Source organism: Homoserinimonas sp. A520 (genome assembly GCF_054489245.1).
Map to the genome: position 1 here is coordinate 12,159 of NZ_JBTMWX010000009.1, position 14,030 is coordinate 26,188.

Consider the following 14,030-nt stretch of genomic DNA (forward strand, 5'->3'; position numbering starts at 1 on the left):
TCCGCGCCCTTCTGCCATGGAGAAAGCACCACGAATGCCAGTCATCCAATTGAGCGAAGTCTCCAAGACCTTCCCGCCCCGCGCCAGGGGAGAGGCGCCGCTCGTCGCCCTCGACAACGTCAGCCTCGAGATCGAGAAGGGCGACATCTACGGGATCATCGGCTACTCCGGTGCCGGGAAGTCGACGCTGGTGCGGCTGATCAACGCGCTCGAGCGCACGACCAGCGGCAGCATCGTGGTCGCCGGCGAGGAGCTCAGCACCCTCAAGGAGCGGGAACTCCGCCGCATCCGCCTGGGCATCGGGATGGTGTTCCAGCAGTTCAACCTGTTCACCTCCCGCACGGTGTGGGGCAATGTGGCGTACCCGCTGACCGTCGCCGGCGTGCCCAAGGACCAGCACCAGAAGCGCATCTCCGAGCTGCTGCACTTCGTCGGGCTGGCCGATAAGGCGCACAGCTACCCTGACCAGCTGTCCGGCGGGCAGAAGCAACGGGTCGGCATCGCGCGGGCGCTGGCCACCAGCCCGAGCATCCTGCTGGCGGATGAGGCAACCAGCGCACTCGACCCGGAGACCACTCGCGAAGTGCTCGAACTACTGAAGCGGGTCAACGAGGAGTTCGGCGTGACCATCGTCGTCATCACGCACGAGATGGAGGTCATCCGCTCGATCGCGCACAAGGTCGCCGTGATGGATTCCGGTCGCATCATCGAGCGCGGCGAGGTGTTCGACGTGTTCTCCAACCCCCAGGCGGATGCTACGAAGATGTTCGTCTCCACCGTGGTGCAGGCGGTGCCGGAGCCTGCCGAACTGGCCGCCCTGCGACTGCGGCATCCGGGGCGCATCGTCACCCTCTCGTTCAGCGACAGGGACGTGTCCCAATCGTCGGTGTTCCTCGAGCTGGCCTCGGGCGGCGTTGGGTTCGAGCTGATCTACGGCGGCATCAATGACATCCAGGGGCGGACGTTCGGTCACCTAACCCTGAGTCTTACAGGGGACCCGGGCTCAATAGAGGCCGCCCTGGTTCGCGTACGCGACCTCGTCACCGTGGTGGAGGTGGCCTGATGGACGACCTCATCGACTTGCTTCCACTGCTCTGGCAGTCGACCTACGAGACGCTGTGGATCGTCGGCGTCTCCCTCTTCTTCGGCGGCGTCGGCGGACTCATCCTCGGGCTCGGCCTGTACACGACCCGGCGGGGCAGCTTCCTCGCCAACACGGCGGTCTTCACCGTGCTGAACGTGTTGGTGAACATCTTCCGGCCGATCCCGTTCATCATCTTCCTCGCCGCCGCGCAGCCGCTGGCTCGTGCTGTGGTGGGAACGGGAATCGGCAACACCGCCATCATCTTCACCCTGTCGCTGGCCGCGGCGTTCGGCATCAGCCGCATCGTCGAGCAGAACCTGCTCACGGTGCAGCCTGGCGTGATCGAGGCGGCGCGGTCGGTGGGCGCTGGGCCGTTGAGGATCATCTTCACGCTGCTCATCCCGGAGGCGCTCGGCCCGCTCATCCTCGGCTACACCTTCATCTTCGTTGCGCTCGTCGACATGTCGGCGGTGGCCGGCTATGTCGGCGGCGGTGGCCTCGGCAACTTCGCGATCCAGTACGGCTACCGCCTGTTCAACCCGACCGTCACCTGGGCTGCGGTGCTGATCATCATCGTGCTGGTGCAGCTCGTGCAGTGGCTGGGCAACACGCTTGCGCGGAAGGCCCTGCGCCGCTGAAGCAGGTGCGGGCGGTTGCCCCTTCGGCAAGCTCAGGGGATTTCGACGAGCTCAATCCGCTTAAGCGGGTCGAGCTTGTCGAGACTCGGAGTCAGTCGAAGTCGAGGCTGAGCTTGCGCAGCAGCCCGGCCAGCCGGGTGCGGTCGGCGGGGGAGAGCCGTTCCAGCAGCTCCGCCTCGGCGGTGAGCAGCTGGCTGATCGACCCGTCGACCCGCTCCTGTCCTTCCGTGGTCATCATCACCAGCACCCCGCGGCCGTCGCGCGGGTCGGTTCGCCGCTCTACGAGGCGGCGGGTCACCAGTCGGTCGATCCGGTTCGTCATGGTGCCGGATGACACCAGCGTCTGTTGCAGCAGGGACTTCGGGCTCAGCTGGTAGGGCGCTCCGGCGCGGCGCAGCGCCGATAGCACGTCGAACTCCCACGATTCGAGGTCGGATGCCGCGAACGCGCTGCGTCGGGCGCGGTCCAGGTGGCGGGCGAGCCGGCCGACGCGGCTCAGCACCTGCAGCGGCTCGAAGTCGAGGTCCGGTCGCTCCCGCTCCCACGCCTCGACGATGCGGTCGACTTCGTCGTGTGCGGGCATCCCCCCATTATCGTGCCTAACCGAAAATGAAGGAGTTGCGGGCCCGAAGACGCGATTCAGCGTCATCGAGCGCGCGGTGCCCGGATCTCCTTCGTTCTTGACGCTGTGCGCGGGCAACCCGGCGCGTCTGGCAGAATTGGACGGCGCCGTTTTCATGATGGTGCATTCCGCCTTGGTGTAATGGCAGCACTGCAGTCTTTGGAACTGTCAGGTCCAGGTTCGAGTCCTGGGGGCGGAGCAATGAAAAACGCGGGAGCGTATTTCATTGCTCCGTGCGCGGAGCGCGTTCTTGGCCCTGACACGAGGCCAGGTAGTCCCCGGCGCACACCCACAGATCCCACAAGGAGTCCCCATGTCAGCGTCAGGTCTCGCCGTCGTCATCCTGGCCGCTGGGCAGGGCACCCGCATGAAGTCGGCGAAGGCGAAGGTGCTCCATTCGATTGCCGGCGTTCCCCTGGTCGGTCACGTGCTGGCCACGGCGGAGGAGCTGGGGGCGGCGCACATTCTGGTGGTCGTCCGCCATGAGCGGGATGCGGTCGCTGCGGCCGTTGCCGAGCAGTCGCCACACGCGATCATCATCGACCAGGACGAGATTCCCGGCACCGGCCGTGCAGTCGAGGTCGCGTTGAGTGGCCTCCCGGACGACTTCGACGGACCGGTCGTGGTGCTCAGCGCGGATGTCCCGCTGCTGGATGCGGCCACCCTCCGGGCGCTGGTCTCAGCCCACCGGCACGAGAACAATTCGCTGACCATTCTCAGCGCCAAACTGGACAATCCGTCTGGTTTTGGCCGCATCATCCGCTCGGCTGACGGCCACTTCGAGGGCATCGTGGAGCACAAGGACGCCACCAGCGACCAGCTGCGGGTCGTGGAGGTCAACGCCGGCGTCTACGTTTTCGAGCCGAGAAGCCTGCGTTCGGCCCTGTCCGGGATTGGCACCGACAATGCCCAGCGCGAGATGTACTTGACGGATGCTGCAGCCAACATCCGGGCAACCGGTGGCCGTATCGAGGCGGTTCCCGTCTCCGACCACTGGCTGGTCGCCGGCATCAACGACCGGGTGCAGCTGGGTGCTGCCGCCCGCGAGCTGAATGCCCGCATCGTGCGTGGCTGGCAACTTGCCGGGGTGACCATCCACGACCCGGCCAGCACCTGGATCGACCTGAAGGCGCAGCTCGCCGAAGACGTCGAACTGCTTCCGGGCACCCAGATCAAGGGGGCAACCGTGATCGCCCGCGGTGCGACCATCGGCCCCGACACCACTCTCGTCGATTGCGAGATCGGTGAGGATGCCACCGTCAAGCGCACCGACGCGACGCTCGCTGTGATCGGTGCCGGCGCATCCGTCGGCCCGTTCGCCTATCTGCGCGCCGGAACCTACCTCGGGGCCGACGGGAAGATCGGCACATTCGTCGAGACCAAGAACGCGCGTATCGGTGTCGGCAGCAAAGTTCCGCACCTCAGCTACGTCGGCGACACCGAGGTTGGCGAGCACTCGAACGTCGGCGCCGGCACGATCACCGCGAACTACGACGGCGTGAACAAGCACAAGACCATGGTCGGGTCGCACGCCAGGACGGGCGCGCACAACGTCTTCGTCGCGCCGGTTAGGATTGGGGACGGAGCCTATACGGGCGCCGGTACGGTCGTCCGCAAGGACGTGCCAGCCGGGTCGCTCGCAATCAACGTGGCTCCGCAACGCAATATGGCAGGGTGGGTCGAGGCCAACCGTGCGGGCACTGAGGCGGCGAAAGCTGCTGCGGCATCCGACGGCGATTCGAGCGCGTCCTAGCCCCCGCAAGTCCCAGCCACTGGGCGCCGGCAGAGAGCGAGCACTTCTTGTCCGAAATCACCGTCAACGGACAGAAGCGCCTTGTGTTGGTCACCGGCCGTGCGCACCCCCAACTTGCCGCAGACGTTGCGGCGGCGCTGGAGACCGAGATCGTGACGACGGATGCGCGCACTTTCGCAAATGGCGAGATCTATGCGCGTTACGACGAGAGCGTGCGCGGCTGTGACGCATTCGTGCTGCAGTCGCACACCACGCCGATCAACGAGTGGCTCATGGAGCAGCTCATCATGGTGGACGCGCTGAAGCGCGCATCCGCCAAGCGCATCACCGTAGTTGCGCCGTTCTACCCCTACGCCAGGCAGGACAAGAAGGGTCGCGGCCGCGAGCCGATCTCGGCCAGACTGGTCGCCGACCTGTTCAAGGCTGCGGGTGCCGACCGCATCATGAGCGTCGACCTGCATGCTGCCCAGATCCAGGGTTTCTTCGACGGCCCGGTCGACCACCTGTTCGCCATGCCGGTGCTGCTGAAGTACTTCCAGGAGAAGCTCGACTCCAACACGCTGACCATCGTCTCGCCCGACATGGGCCGGGTGCGGGTGGCTGACATGTGGAGCGACCGGATGGGGGCGCCGTTGGCGATCATCCACAAGCGTCGCGACCCGAAGGTGGCCAACCAGGTCTCGGTGCACGAGATCGTCGGTGAGGTGAAGGGGCGCACCTGCCTGCTGGTGGACGACATGATCGACACCGGTCGCACCATCGCCAAGGCGGCCGAGGCGCTCAAGAAGGCCGGCGCAACCAACGTGGTCGTTGCCGCGACCCACGCGGTGTTCTCCGACCCGGCGTCCACGGTGCTGAACAGCGACTTCATCGACGAGGTCGTGGTCACCGATACTCTGCCGATCCCCGAGGAGAAGCGTTTCCCGACGCTGACGATCCTGCCGATCGCCCCGCTGATCGCCGGAGCCATCCACCAGGTCTTCACCGACGGTTCAGTCACGAGCATGTTCGACGGTGCCGCTTAGACCTGCTTCGGCTCTATCCCCATTACCCGGGGCGCCACCGGGATGAGCCCCATCGAGTCGATGTGGTGTTCTGTCCCGGTCCGGTCGAGCGCGTAGCACTCCCAGCCGAGCCCACCAGGGCCGAGTAGCTCGAAACGTGGTGTCGCCCTCAGCGAGGCGTCCACCATCGCCGAGCGGTAGGTGCAGGCCTGCCAGGCGTTGCTGGTGCCGACCGAGACTGTAGTGAAGACGCCCGGCAGTACGAGGGCCAGCACCGCGAGCAGCACCACCAGTCGCAGCATCCAGGTCTTGCGTGCGCTGCGGATCGGTCTCTCTTCGTACGGTTCGTAGCCGCTCAGTTCGGGGTGCTCGTCGCTCACCGATATAGTCTGACACCCTTCTTCCAAAGTGCACGCTCTCCCGCAGATCGTTCGGGCACCATTCAGCTCCACCCGGCGATCACCCGCGCGAAGCAGGGTTCAGTAGGGCTTCGACCTCGTGACTGGTGTTGCCGTCATCGGGCTTCCCGACTCGACGTGGGACAAGGTGCCGTGGGGTCCGACGATCTCCGATGAGGTGCTGGCGTGGCAGCGCCACCACTGGAGGCGTTCCGCGGTTCATCCATCGAACAAGTTCTCGCGATCTGGCTCCAAAACATCAAGGCAATCAGGTTCTGGGACCTCCCGAGGAAGCTGCAGAATCGATCGCCAGCCTTGACTGATGGGAGCGGTTGACGACCCGGTTGTGCTGACAGTAGTGTCTTACTAGGAGTGCTTAGGGTCCCTAACGAACGGAGTCGCTGACTGTGGCCATCAATGCAGAAGCCATCGAGTCGGTGCTCCCTCACGGAACGACGTCACTCGAACGAGACCAGGAGCTGCTCGTCGTCGTCGCGGCCCGGCTCCGCCGCCTGGACATGATCGTACTGGGCCAATTGGATGTTCCACTCACCTTCAGGCAGTACCGCACGCTCGGTCGAATCGCCGGCGGGTGCACTTCTCTCGGTGAACTCCGCGATCAGGCCGGAGTGACGCTTCCTTCGGTGTCTGAAACCGTCAACGGGCTGGTTCGCCGTGGCCTCATCGAAACACGGCAAAGCGAGTCCGATCACCGGGCGAGAGTCTTGTACACCACCCGGGCCGGCGCTTCGGCCGCAGCAGCGGGAGACAAGGCGTTGCGCGAGGTGATCGGGACCCTGACCCGCGACCTCTCGGATGAAAGGCGCGCGGCGCTGGCGGACTCACTGGAGGTCATCTACAAGGCCGCGACCGTGTACCTCGCCGAAAAGCTCACAACGAACGACTGATGCACTGGTAATCGCCAAGGGCGTGCGAGCAGAACCAGGAGAGGTAGGAGCACATGTTCGGGATGGGCGAGAATCTGGGGGGGCCATCGTGGGTATGACCATGGCGCACAAGGTGCTGGCCGCCCGGAGCGGTCTCGCCGAGGTGAGGCCGGGGCAAATCGTGGTCACCGACGTCGACTTGATCGTGATGGCCGATACCGTCTTCAGTGAGACGCCCGATTGCATGCCAGACGATTTGAAAAAGGTGGCATACCCCGAAAGGGTTGCCGTCCTCATGGATCACGCGGTCCCGGCTCCCACCATCAGGGTGGCGAACGCCCACCGCCGTGCGCGCGAGCACGCGGAACGGCTCGGCTTCCGACGCATCGCCGATGTCGGCAGAGGCGGTATCGAGCACCAGTTGATTTTCGAGGAGTGCCTCGCGTTACCCGGACAACTGGTCGCGTCCAACGATTCTCATACCAGTGCAGCAGGGGTGTTGAACTGCGCCGCGCGGGGGCTCGGATTGGCCGACATCTTCCAGCTTGTGTGCACCGGGAAGACCTGGTACAAGGTCTCACCGACCGTGAAGTTCCGTCTGGATGGCTCGCTTCCATTCGGTGTCTATGGCAAGGATGTCTTCCTCTACATCGCCGAGCGCTACGGCAGTCAGGAGGGGCACGACATAGAGTTCGAGGGGCCGGGCCTGGAATCGATGCCCCTGGATGACCGGGCGACGCTGTCGACGATGTGCACGGAGCTCAACGCCAACTTCGTCATGATGCCCGCCGATCGCTTGGTGCGGGAGCATATCGCCTCGGTGACGAACGCGCCCTTTGTGGCGGTGGAGAGTGACCCAGACGCCGAGTACGCCGCCGTCTATGTCGTTGACCTGAGCGAGCTCGCGCCCCGGATAGCGATGCCGAATTCGATGAATAGGAATGTGCGCTCGGCAACCTCAATCGGCAAGGACCGGGTGAAGGTCGACCAGGCGTTCATCGGATCCTGCGCCAACGGAAAGCTGTCCGACCTCCGAGTAGCCGCCGAAATCGTTCGCGGGCGGCGCGTCGCGGACGGGGTCCGGTTCATCGTGACGCCGGGATCCCAGGCGATCTATCTCGAGGCGCTTCGACTCGGCTACATCGAGACCCTCATCGTCGCCGGTGCGCTGGTGACGAACTCCACGTGCGGGGCGTGCGCCGGCGGACACATGGGGGTGCTCGCGGCCGGCGAGGTCTGTATCACCTCCAGCACGCGAAACTTCAGGGGGCGAATGGGCAGCCCGGATGCCGAGATCTACATGGGGTCATCGGCGACCGTGGCGGCATCGGCCGTCGAAGGCCACATCGCCGATCCCATGCCGTACCTGATGGCGCTGGGGGACCGCAGGTGAGACAACCCACCGACGCCTGGACCCGTTCCGGTAAAGCCTGGGTGATCCCAGACGAATACGTGAACACGGATGCGATCATGCCGCGTGCCGGGTTCGAATTGCCGCCGGACGAGCAGGGGGCACTGGTGCTCGCGACGATCCGCCCGGGCTGGGCGGGGCTCGTGAGTCCCGGCGACATTCTGGTCGTTGGGAGGGCGTTCGGCTCTGGGTCGAGCCGTCCGGCACCCCTGTATATCGGCCGGCTCGGCATTGCCGCGATCGTTGCGGAGTCCGTTGGCGAGATCTTCTTCCGCAACTGCGTGAGCTATGCGGTGCCGGTGCTCGAATGCCCCGGGGTGCTCAGCCTCGTCACCGAAGGCGACCAGGTGGCCGTCAACATCGAGCACGGCACATTCGTCAACCGTACGACCGGTGCCACGGCCACTGGCGCGGCGATGCCCGACCTGCTGCTGGAGACGATCGCGGCTGGCGGAACTCAGGCTCTGCTACGCCGAGAAGGCTACGTCTAACCACCGCCTCAGGCCTTCAACCGCAGACCCTGGTCCCCGCTGTCGATTCGTCGCGCTTCCGGTCAATCCGGATAAGTCGACCCGAGGTGTTGACTGCTAAGGGTCCCTAACTGTATGGTCGATCCAGAAGTACTTAGGGTCCCTAACAAACAAAGGCGTAAATCGTTGTGCATGAGCCTGTGAAAGCCGAGTCGATGGCAATGGACCGGGCGACGGCCCTCGATCGAGACGAAGAGCTGTTGGTCACTGTCGCGGCGCGCCTGCGTCGCTTGAACACCATCGTCCTGGGTAATCTCGCGACCCCGCTCACCTTCCGGCAGTACCGCACGTTGACGCGTGTCATGGGTGGATACACGTCGCTGGGCCAGCTGGCCGTCAGGGCCAACCTCACCCTTCCGACCGTGTCGGAGACAGTCGACGGCCTCGCCCGTCGCGGGCTCATGGAGACGCGGCCGAGCGAGGTGGATCGCCGCGCAATCGTCTTGAGCGTCACCGAGGCGGGCGCTGTTGCAGCCGCAGCCGGAGACGTGGCGTTGCGGGAGGTCATCGAGACTCTGACGCTCGGCCTGTCCGAAGACAAGCGCGCCGAACTGACTGACTCGCTGCGGATCGTCTACGAGGCCGCGACGGCATACTTCACCGAGCACCTGGGCGCCAAGCCCTGATTCACCAGCGCCCAACAACGTGCGCTGGTTCAACCAAGAAGAAAAGAGACTGGAATGCGAGTAAAGAAAGCTGCCGCCGTCACCGTTGCCTGCGTCATCGCACTGGCCATCACGTCCTGCTCTACTCCGGAACCTGAACCGATCGCCGACCCGGGAGCGGCAGCATGCGGACCCCTCACCGAGATGACCACGGTCACTCTCGGGGTGAACCCTGGAGCCCAGGACCTCGTCACTGCAGCGATCAAGGACCAGGGCCTGGACAAGAAGTACAACCTGGATCTGGACATCAAGAGCTTTCTGAATCCACCGGCCTCGGCCACCGCGGTCACCCAGAGATCGGTCGACATCGGTTTTGGGGGCACCACCAGCATGGCCGTCGCCCGGTCGCAAGGCTCGGACGTCTTCCTGTTCGGGGCGTTGGCGAGCCCGTCCAATGGTGTATTCGTTCCGAAGGACTCCGATATCAAGAACATCGGCGACCTGGAGGGGAAGCGGCTCGGATCGTTCTCGGCCAACAACAGCGCAACTTTCGCTGTGCTGTCGGCGATCGCCAATGAGTCGTTCGGCATTTCCAAGCTGGAAGACGCCGCTGCATCGCTGACCGTCGCGCCAGATGCTGCAGTGCTCGGCCTGATGGACCAGGGTGAGCTCGACGCTGTGCTTACCGGCTCCACGGCGACGGTCGTGACCCAGCTCTCCGGCAAGTACAAGAAGATCGGCGACCTGTCAACCGAGTACATCGAGGCGACGGGCACTATCCCCGTGCATCTCGCGCTCGCCTCGACGGAGACCTACGCCGCTGACCACTGCAGCGAACTCGTCGCATTCTCCAATGCGATGCGTGATGGCGTGGAATATGTCCAGAGCGATGACGAGGCCTGGACCAGGTACGCCGAGTCGCTCAAGTTGACGGACCCGGATGCGCCCCAGGCGCTGCAGGAATTGCTCGGCCAGAACTTCCGCACTTCGTGGGACCAGAAGCAGGTCGACGGTATGCACAAGCTGATCGAGTCGCTCATTCCGATCCTCGGAGCGGATGACTTCGTGTCCGAGTCGCCCGAGGGCTTGTTCAGCCTCGACTACGTGGCCACTAGCTAGAAGTCGGACACGAGCCACGGGGTGGGTCCGTCCCGACGGGCGGACTCACCCCCACCTCCACACAGAATTCACAGAAAGAGAGCTGGTGCAGAGTTGTCAACGCTTCGAGTAGAAAATCAATTGGCCCCGGACGTCGCCGCGGGGCTCGAGCCTCCCCTGGACCTCGGACGCCGTCGATCCCTCAAGCGACCGCTTCGGCGATCGGCCTCCCTGCTCGCGGTGATCGTCCTGTGGCAGGTGGGTTCCATGTTCCTCAGCGTGCAGGTTCTGCCCGGACCGGTGCCGGTCGGGACAGCACTCTTCGAGAACCTGCTGGAGGGCGACACCTATTACCAGCTCTACATCACCATGGTGCGAGTGCTCGGTGGAATGACGATCGCCATGGTGGCCGGCGTCATCATCGGCCTCATCATGGGGCTCAGTGACCTCGGAGAGGACCTTTTCGTCAACTGGATCCTGGTCGGATTCTCGATCCCGGCTGTCGTCTTCGGCATCCTGTTCATTCTCTGGTTCGGTCTCAACGACACCGCCGCAATCCTCGCAGTCGGAGTGGCGGCCACACCGGCGATCGCGATCAACATCTGGCAGGGAACCAAGGCGATCGACCACGACCTCGTGCACATGGGAAAGGCGTTCCACTTCTCGAAGCAGTCGATCATGACCAAGCTGATCGTGCCCCAGCTTGTCCCATACGTGTTGGCAGCATTCCGGTACGCCCTGGCGATCTCATGGAAGATCGTGACTGTCGTGGAGCTGATCGGCCTGTCTAGTGGCGTCGGCTACATGCTGAATTGGTGGTTCGGCAACTTCAACATGACACAGGTGCTGGCCTGGACTCTGTTGTTCACCATCACGCTCCTGCTCATCGAAAACTTCATTCTCAAGCCGGTGGAGAAGCGGCTGACCAAGTGGCGTCCACGCACGCACAGCCAGGAAGGTGCCTAACATGTCGAGCCCATACCTCATCATCGAGAATCTCCACAAGGAATTCCCGCGTCCGGGAGAGCGACCGCTCAAAGTGATCTCCGGTCTCGACGTCAGCGTCGAAGAAGGAGCGCTGCTGTCGATTCTCGGTCCGTCCGGGTGCGGCAAGTCCACCCTCCTCAACATCATCAACGGACTCGACAGCGCAACCTCGGGTCGCGTCATCGTGAACGGTAAGGAGGTGGGGGTCAAGACGCGATCCCAGGTTCGCATCGGGGTGGTCTTCCAGCAGCCTCGCCTCCTGAACTGGCGAACCGTCCGTGACAACGTCCGGATCCCGCTGAACGAGTTGGGCATCCCCAAGGAGGAGGCCGCGGAACGGGTGGAGAAATACCTGAAGCTCGTCGGCCTGGGTGAGTTCATGGACTATTACCCATTGCAACTCTCCGGCGGGATGCAACAGCGGGTGTCGCTGGCCCGCGGGTTGGCGATCGAACCCGATTTGCTCCTGGCAGACGAGCCGTTCTCCGCTCTGGACGAGATCTCCGCCCGCAAGCTGCGTCAGGAATTCGTCAGGATCTGGGCGGCGACCGGGCGCACCGTTCTCTTCGTCACCCACAACATCCGCGAGGCCGTCTTCCTGTCCACCCGGATGCTGGTCATCAGCGCCCGCCCTGCCCAGATGTTCCTCGACCTGCCGCTGGACGTGCCGCACCCGCGGGCGCCGGAGGACGACGCTCTGTTCGAGATCGAGAAGAACGTGACGCGTGACTTCATGCGCATGGAGGAGGAGGCTTCGTGACCAGCTACCCATCAACACTGGTCCGGCCCGCCGCACTGCTGCATGACGCCGCGGTACCGGAACGGGCGCTACGCCACCGGAAGCTGCGCGCCGCGATGGCCGAGCAGGATCTCGACGCGCTCCTGGCCTACGGACCCGGCTGGAGACGCGAGAACGTCAGATACCTCAGCGACGCGGAGGTCCTGGGAAGCGCGTCATTCGCGCTGCTGGCGGCGGACGGCCGGCCCAGCGCGTATTCTACGCGGCACGCGGACATCGCCGTGATCGAGGCGGCTGGATGGATAGAGGATGCGCATTACCTTGCGCTGTCCGACATTGCGCCGCTCACTGATCGGCTGCGCGAGGCCAAACCGAAGCGTGTGGGTATTGCGCATCTCGAGCTCTTGCCATTCGCGTTCCAGGCCGCATTGCGTGCGGCTCTGCCCGCTACCGAATTCGTCTCAGCCACCGGCCTCATGGATGCTGCCCGCATGGTGAAGAGCCCGTGGGAGCTTGCACGCATGCGCCGCAGTGGCGAGGTTTGTGCCGCGGGCTGGAAGAAGTTCGTGGAGGTGCTGGAGCCAGGGCTTTCGGAGTACCACATCATCGCGCATGTGGAGAGTGAGTTGAAGAAACTCGGTGCGGAGGACAATTTCATGCTGATCGCCTCGGGTGGTGACGAGGTGCTGGGCATGACCCCGCCGAGCAAGCGACGCTTGGAGCTCGGCGACATGGTCCGCACCGAGTTGACGCCGCGGATGGACGGATACTGGCTTCAGATCTGTCGGTCGGCCGTCGTCGGGACCCCCAGCGACGGGCAGCGACGGTCGTTCGACCTCTTCAACGAGGCGGTCGAAGCGGGCATGTCGGTGGTCAAGCCCGGTGTGACCGCCCACGAGGTTGCGATGGCGGAGAATGACGTGTTCCGCAGGCATGGGTATGGCGAGTATTGCTCGAGCACCTGGACGCGAGTGCGCGGCCATGGCCACGGCCTGCACCTTGACGAGAGCCCCATCATCGAGGGCAACCACACTGTGCTGCCAGAGGGCGCGGTCTTCATCATCCACCCGAACACGTATACGCCGCTGGCCGGTTACCACGTACTCGGTGACCCCGTCGTCGTAACGGCTACCGGGTATGAGGTACTGATCGACACCGAGCGAAAGCTCTTCTCCACCGACGAAGGGATTCCATCGTGAAGCGCGGACTCGTAGTGCGGGACAGATCCGAAATCGCGGACGCCGAATGGGACGGGCGCATCGAGGCGGTTCAGTCTGTCATGGCCGAGGACGGGCTCGATTTCGTGCTGGTCTATGGTGACGTGTTCCGTTCCGATGACATCGGGTACCTCACCAACCTCTGCATCTACTGGAACGAGGGCGTTGTAGCGGTCCCGGCGCAGGGCCAGCCGCTCCTGCTGACGAAGCTCTCACAACGGGTTCACAGCTGGATGCGCCTGACCTCGACCATGACCGACCTGCGCAGCGGAAAGACCTTCGGGTCCCTGGCGGCCGGACTGGTTGCCGAGGGCACGACGGGAACTCTCGGACTGGTCGACGCCGATCTGTGGCCGGCCTCGATCGTCGACGAAATCCGGGAAGCCATCCCCGGGTGGGAGCTGCGGATGCTCGGATCCCTCGTGCGCGATCAAAGGGCCTTTCCCTCTCCGGCCGAGACCGCACTCCTGAGGACGGGCGCGTCGATCCTCAGCCGAGCAGTGGACACGGCCTCGGCGCCCGGCCTGTCGACGACCGAACGCATCGCTGCCCTCGAGCGGGACATCCGTGGCGGCGGTTTCACCGACGTGGCGATCCAGACCGACCTGACCGTCGACGGAATCCTGTCGTTACAGGTGACCGGGGAGTACCGGCACGGCTGGCCGCACACGAGCCGGCTGGTGGCGGGCGAGGTGCAGGCACCGTTGCTGAGGATCCTGCCGGCGGCCCTCGCAGCCGCCATTCGGTTGGTGCGCCCAGGCGTGGCCTGGGACAGTCTCGTCGCGGCGGCGAAGCGCGAGCTCGTCGGTCTTCCCGACGATGCCATCTGGCAACTTCGGTGCGTCAATCAGGCCGATATGGCCACGAGCGGCGAGCTGCTCTCGGCAGGGCATCATCATCGGCCACCCGAGCCAGGCGAAGCGGTGGTGCTCTCGCTGGAAGTGCTGCACTCCGGTAGCGACCGCACGGTCGTCGCCGAAACGATCCTCGTCACCCCAGACGGTGCGGAACTCCTCACTGTTTCGTCCAATAGAACAGCGCCATGACCAATCCATAC

Annotated in this window: 15 protein-coding genes and 1 tRNA gene; 14 read left to right on the forward strand and 2 right to left on the reverse strand. The window is 64.5% G+C overall.

What is annotated here, in order from left to right:
- Positions 1-34 precede the first annotated feature (34 nt).
- Positions 35-1,063, forward strand: a complete 1,029-nt coding sequence (locus tag ACX3PH_RS15640; RefSeq protein ID WP_459093627.1) for a methionine ABC transporter ATP-binding protein — start codon at positions 35-37, stop codon at positions 1,061-1,063.
- The gene (locus ACX3PH_RS15645) at positions 1,063-1,722 is read left to right on the forward strand and encodes a methionine ABC transporter permease (protein WP_459093628.1); all 660 of its coding nucleotides are present in this window, start codon (positions 1,063-1,065) and stop codon (positions 1,720-1,722) included. The genes ACX3PH_RS15640 and ACX3PH_RS15645 overlap by 1 nt, the downstream gene beginning before the upstream one ends.
- 91 nt (positions 1,723-1,813) lie before the next feature.
- On the opposite strand, the gene ACX3PH_RS15650 is transcribed toward ACX3PH_RS15645, so the two are convergent.
- Positions 1,814-2,305, reverse strand: coding sequence for a MarR family winged helix-turn-helix transcriptional regulator (locus ACX3PH_RS15650; protein WP_459093629.1), 492 nt, complete (start codon positions 2,303-2,305; stop codon positions 1,814-1,816).
- 166 nt (positions 2,306-2,471) lie between these two features.
- Here ACX3PH_RS15650 and ACX3PH_RS15655 point away from each other — a divergent pair.
- From ACX3PH_RS15655 to ACX3PH_RS15665, 3 genes are all read left to right on the forward strand, one after another.
- Positions 2,472-2,543, forward strand: a tRNA-Gln gene (locus ACX3PH_RS15655).
- Between the two features lie 114 nt (positions 2,544-2,657).
- Entirely contained in the window at positions 2,658-4,097 is a 1,440-nt protein-coding gene (gene glmU / locus ACX3PH_RS15660) for a bifunctional UDP-N-acetylglucosamine diphosphorylase/glucosamine-1-phosphate N-acetyltransferase GlmU (protein ID WP_459093630.1), read from the forward strand.
- Between the two features lie 47 nt (positions 4,098-4,144).
- Positions 4,145-5,122 (forward strand): ribose-phosphate diphosphokinase, encoded by a 978-nt coding sequence (locus tag ACX3PH_RS15665; protein ID WP_459093631.1) that lies wholly within the window; start codon positions 4,145-4,147, stop codon positions 5,120-5,122.
- Here the strand turns inward: ACX3PH_RS15665 and ACX3PH_RS15670 are convergent.
- A complete protein-coding gene (locus ACX3PH_RS15670; RefSeq protein WP_459093632.1) occupies positions 5,119-5,481 on the reverse strand; it encodes a hypothetical protein in 363 nt (120 codons plus the stop codon). The two genes, ACX3PH_RS15665 and ACX3PH_RS15670, sit on opposite strands and share 4 nt — an antisense overlap.
- A 425-nt stretch (positions 5,482-5,906) precedes the next feature.
- Here ACX3PH_RS15670 and ACX3PH_RS15675 point away from each other — a divergent pair, with 425 nt between their 5' ends.
- The 9 genes from ACX3PH_RS15675 to ACX3PH_RS15715 all read left to right on the forward strand — a co-directional run bounded on the left by ACX3PH_RS15675 (position 5,907) and on the right by ACX3PH_RS15715 (position 14,019).
- A complete protein-coding gene (locus ACX3PH_RS15675; RefSeq protein ID WP_459093633.1) occupies positions 5,907-6,407 on the forward strand; it encodes a MarR family winged helix-turn-helix transcriptional regulator in 501 nt (166 codons plus the stop codon).
- 94 nt (positions 6,408-6,501) lie between these two features.
- A complete protein-coding gene (locus ACX3PH_RS15680) occupies positions 6,502-7,779 on the forward strand; it encodes an aconitase/3-isopropylmalate dehydratase large subunit family protein (protein WP_459093678.1) in 1,278 nt (425 codons plus the stop codon).
- Complete coding sequence (locus tag ACX3PH_RS15685; RefSeq protein ID WP_459093634.1) at positions 7,776-8,288, forward strand: 3-isopropylmalate dehydratase small subunit; 513 nt, start codon at positions 7,776-7,778, stop codon at positions 8,286-8,288. Before ACX3PH_RS15680 ends, ACX3PH_RS15685 begins: the two co-directional genes overlap by 4 nt.
- Positions 8,289-8,455: 167 nt before the next feature.
- On the forward strand, positions 8,456-8,953 hold the full coding sequence (locus tag ACX3PH_RS15690; protein WP_459093635.1) for a MarR family winged helix-turn-helix transcriptional regulator: 498 nt from the start codon (positions 8,456-8,458) through the stop codon (positions 8,951-8,953).
- A 54-nt stretch (positions 8,954-9,007) separates the two neighbouring features.
- A complete protein-coding gene (locus tag ACX3PH_RS15695; RefSeq protein WP_459093636.1) occupies positions 9,008-10,051 on the forward strand; it encodes an ABC transporter substrate-binding protein in 1,044 nt (347 codons plus the stop codon).
- Positions 10,052-10,171: 120 nt separating this feature from the next.
- Positions 10,172-10,996 (forward strand): ABC transporter permease, encoded by an 825-nt coding sequence (locus tag ACX3PH_RS15700; protein ID WP_459093637.1) that lies wholly within the window; start codon positions 10,172-10,174, stop codon positions 10,994-10,996.
- A gap of 1 nt (position 10,997) precedes the next feature.
- On the forward strand, positions 10,998-11,777 hold the full coding sequence (locus ACX3PH_RS15705; protein WP_459093638.1) for an ABC transporter ATP-binding protein: 780 nt from the start codon (positions 10,998-11,000) through the stop codon (positions 11,775-11,777).
- Positions 11,774-12,955, forward strand: a complete 1,182-nt coding sequence (locus ACX3PH_RS15710; RefSeq protein ID WP_459093639.1) for a M24 family metallopeptidase — start codon at positions 11,774-11,776, stop codon at positions 12,953-12,955. The genes ACX3PH_RS15705 and ACX3PH_RS15710 overlap by 4 nt, the downstream gene beginning before the upstream one ends.
- Positions 12,952-14,019 carry an aminopeptidase P family N-terminal domain-containing protein gene (locus ACX3PH_RS15715; protein ID WP_459093640.1) on the forward strand — a complete coding sequence of 356 codons (1,068 nt, stop codon included), beginning with the start codon at positions 12,952-12,954 and terminating at the stop codon, positions 14,017-14,019. The genes ACX3PH_RS15710 and ACX3PH_RS15715 overlap by 4 nt, the downstream gene beginning before the upstream one ends.
- Positions 14,020-14,030: the final 11 nt, after the last annotated feature.

Bases quoted from the DNA above. Each gene is read 5' to 3' on its own strand.
- ACX3PH_RS15640 (WP_459093627.1), top strand. From the start codon at position 35: ATGCCAGTCATCCAATTGAGCGAAGTCTCCAAGACCTTCCCGCCCCGC.
- ACX3PH_RS15645 (WP_459093628.1), top strand. From the start codon at position 1,063: ATGGACGACCTCATCGACTTGCTTCCACTGCTCTGGCAGTCGACCTAC.
- ACX3PH_RS15650 (WP_459093629.1), bottom strand. From the start codon at position 2,305: ATGCCCGCACACGACGAAGTCGACCGCATCGTCGAGGCGTGGGAGCGG.
- glmU (WP_459093630.1), top strand. From the start codon at position 2,658: ATGTCAGCGTCAGGTCTCGCCGTCGTCATCCTGGCCGCTGGGCAGGGC.
- ACX3PH_RS15680 (WP_459093678.1), top strand. From the start codon at position 6,502: ATGACCATGGCGCACAAGGTGCTGGCCGCCCGGAGCGGTCTCGCCGAG.
- ACX3PH_RS15695 (WP_459093636.1), top strand. From the start codon at position 9,008: ATGCGAGTAAAGAAAGCTGCCGCCGTCACCGTTGCCTGCGTCATCGCA.
- ACX3PH_RS15705 (WP_459093638.1), top strand. From the start codon at position 10,998: ATGTCGAGCCCATACCTCATCATCGAGAATCTCCACAAGGAATTCCCG.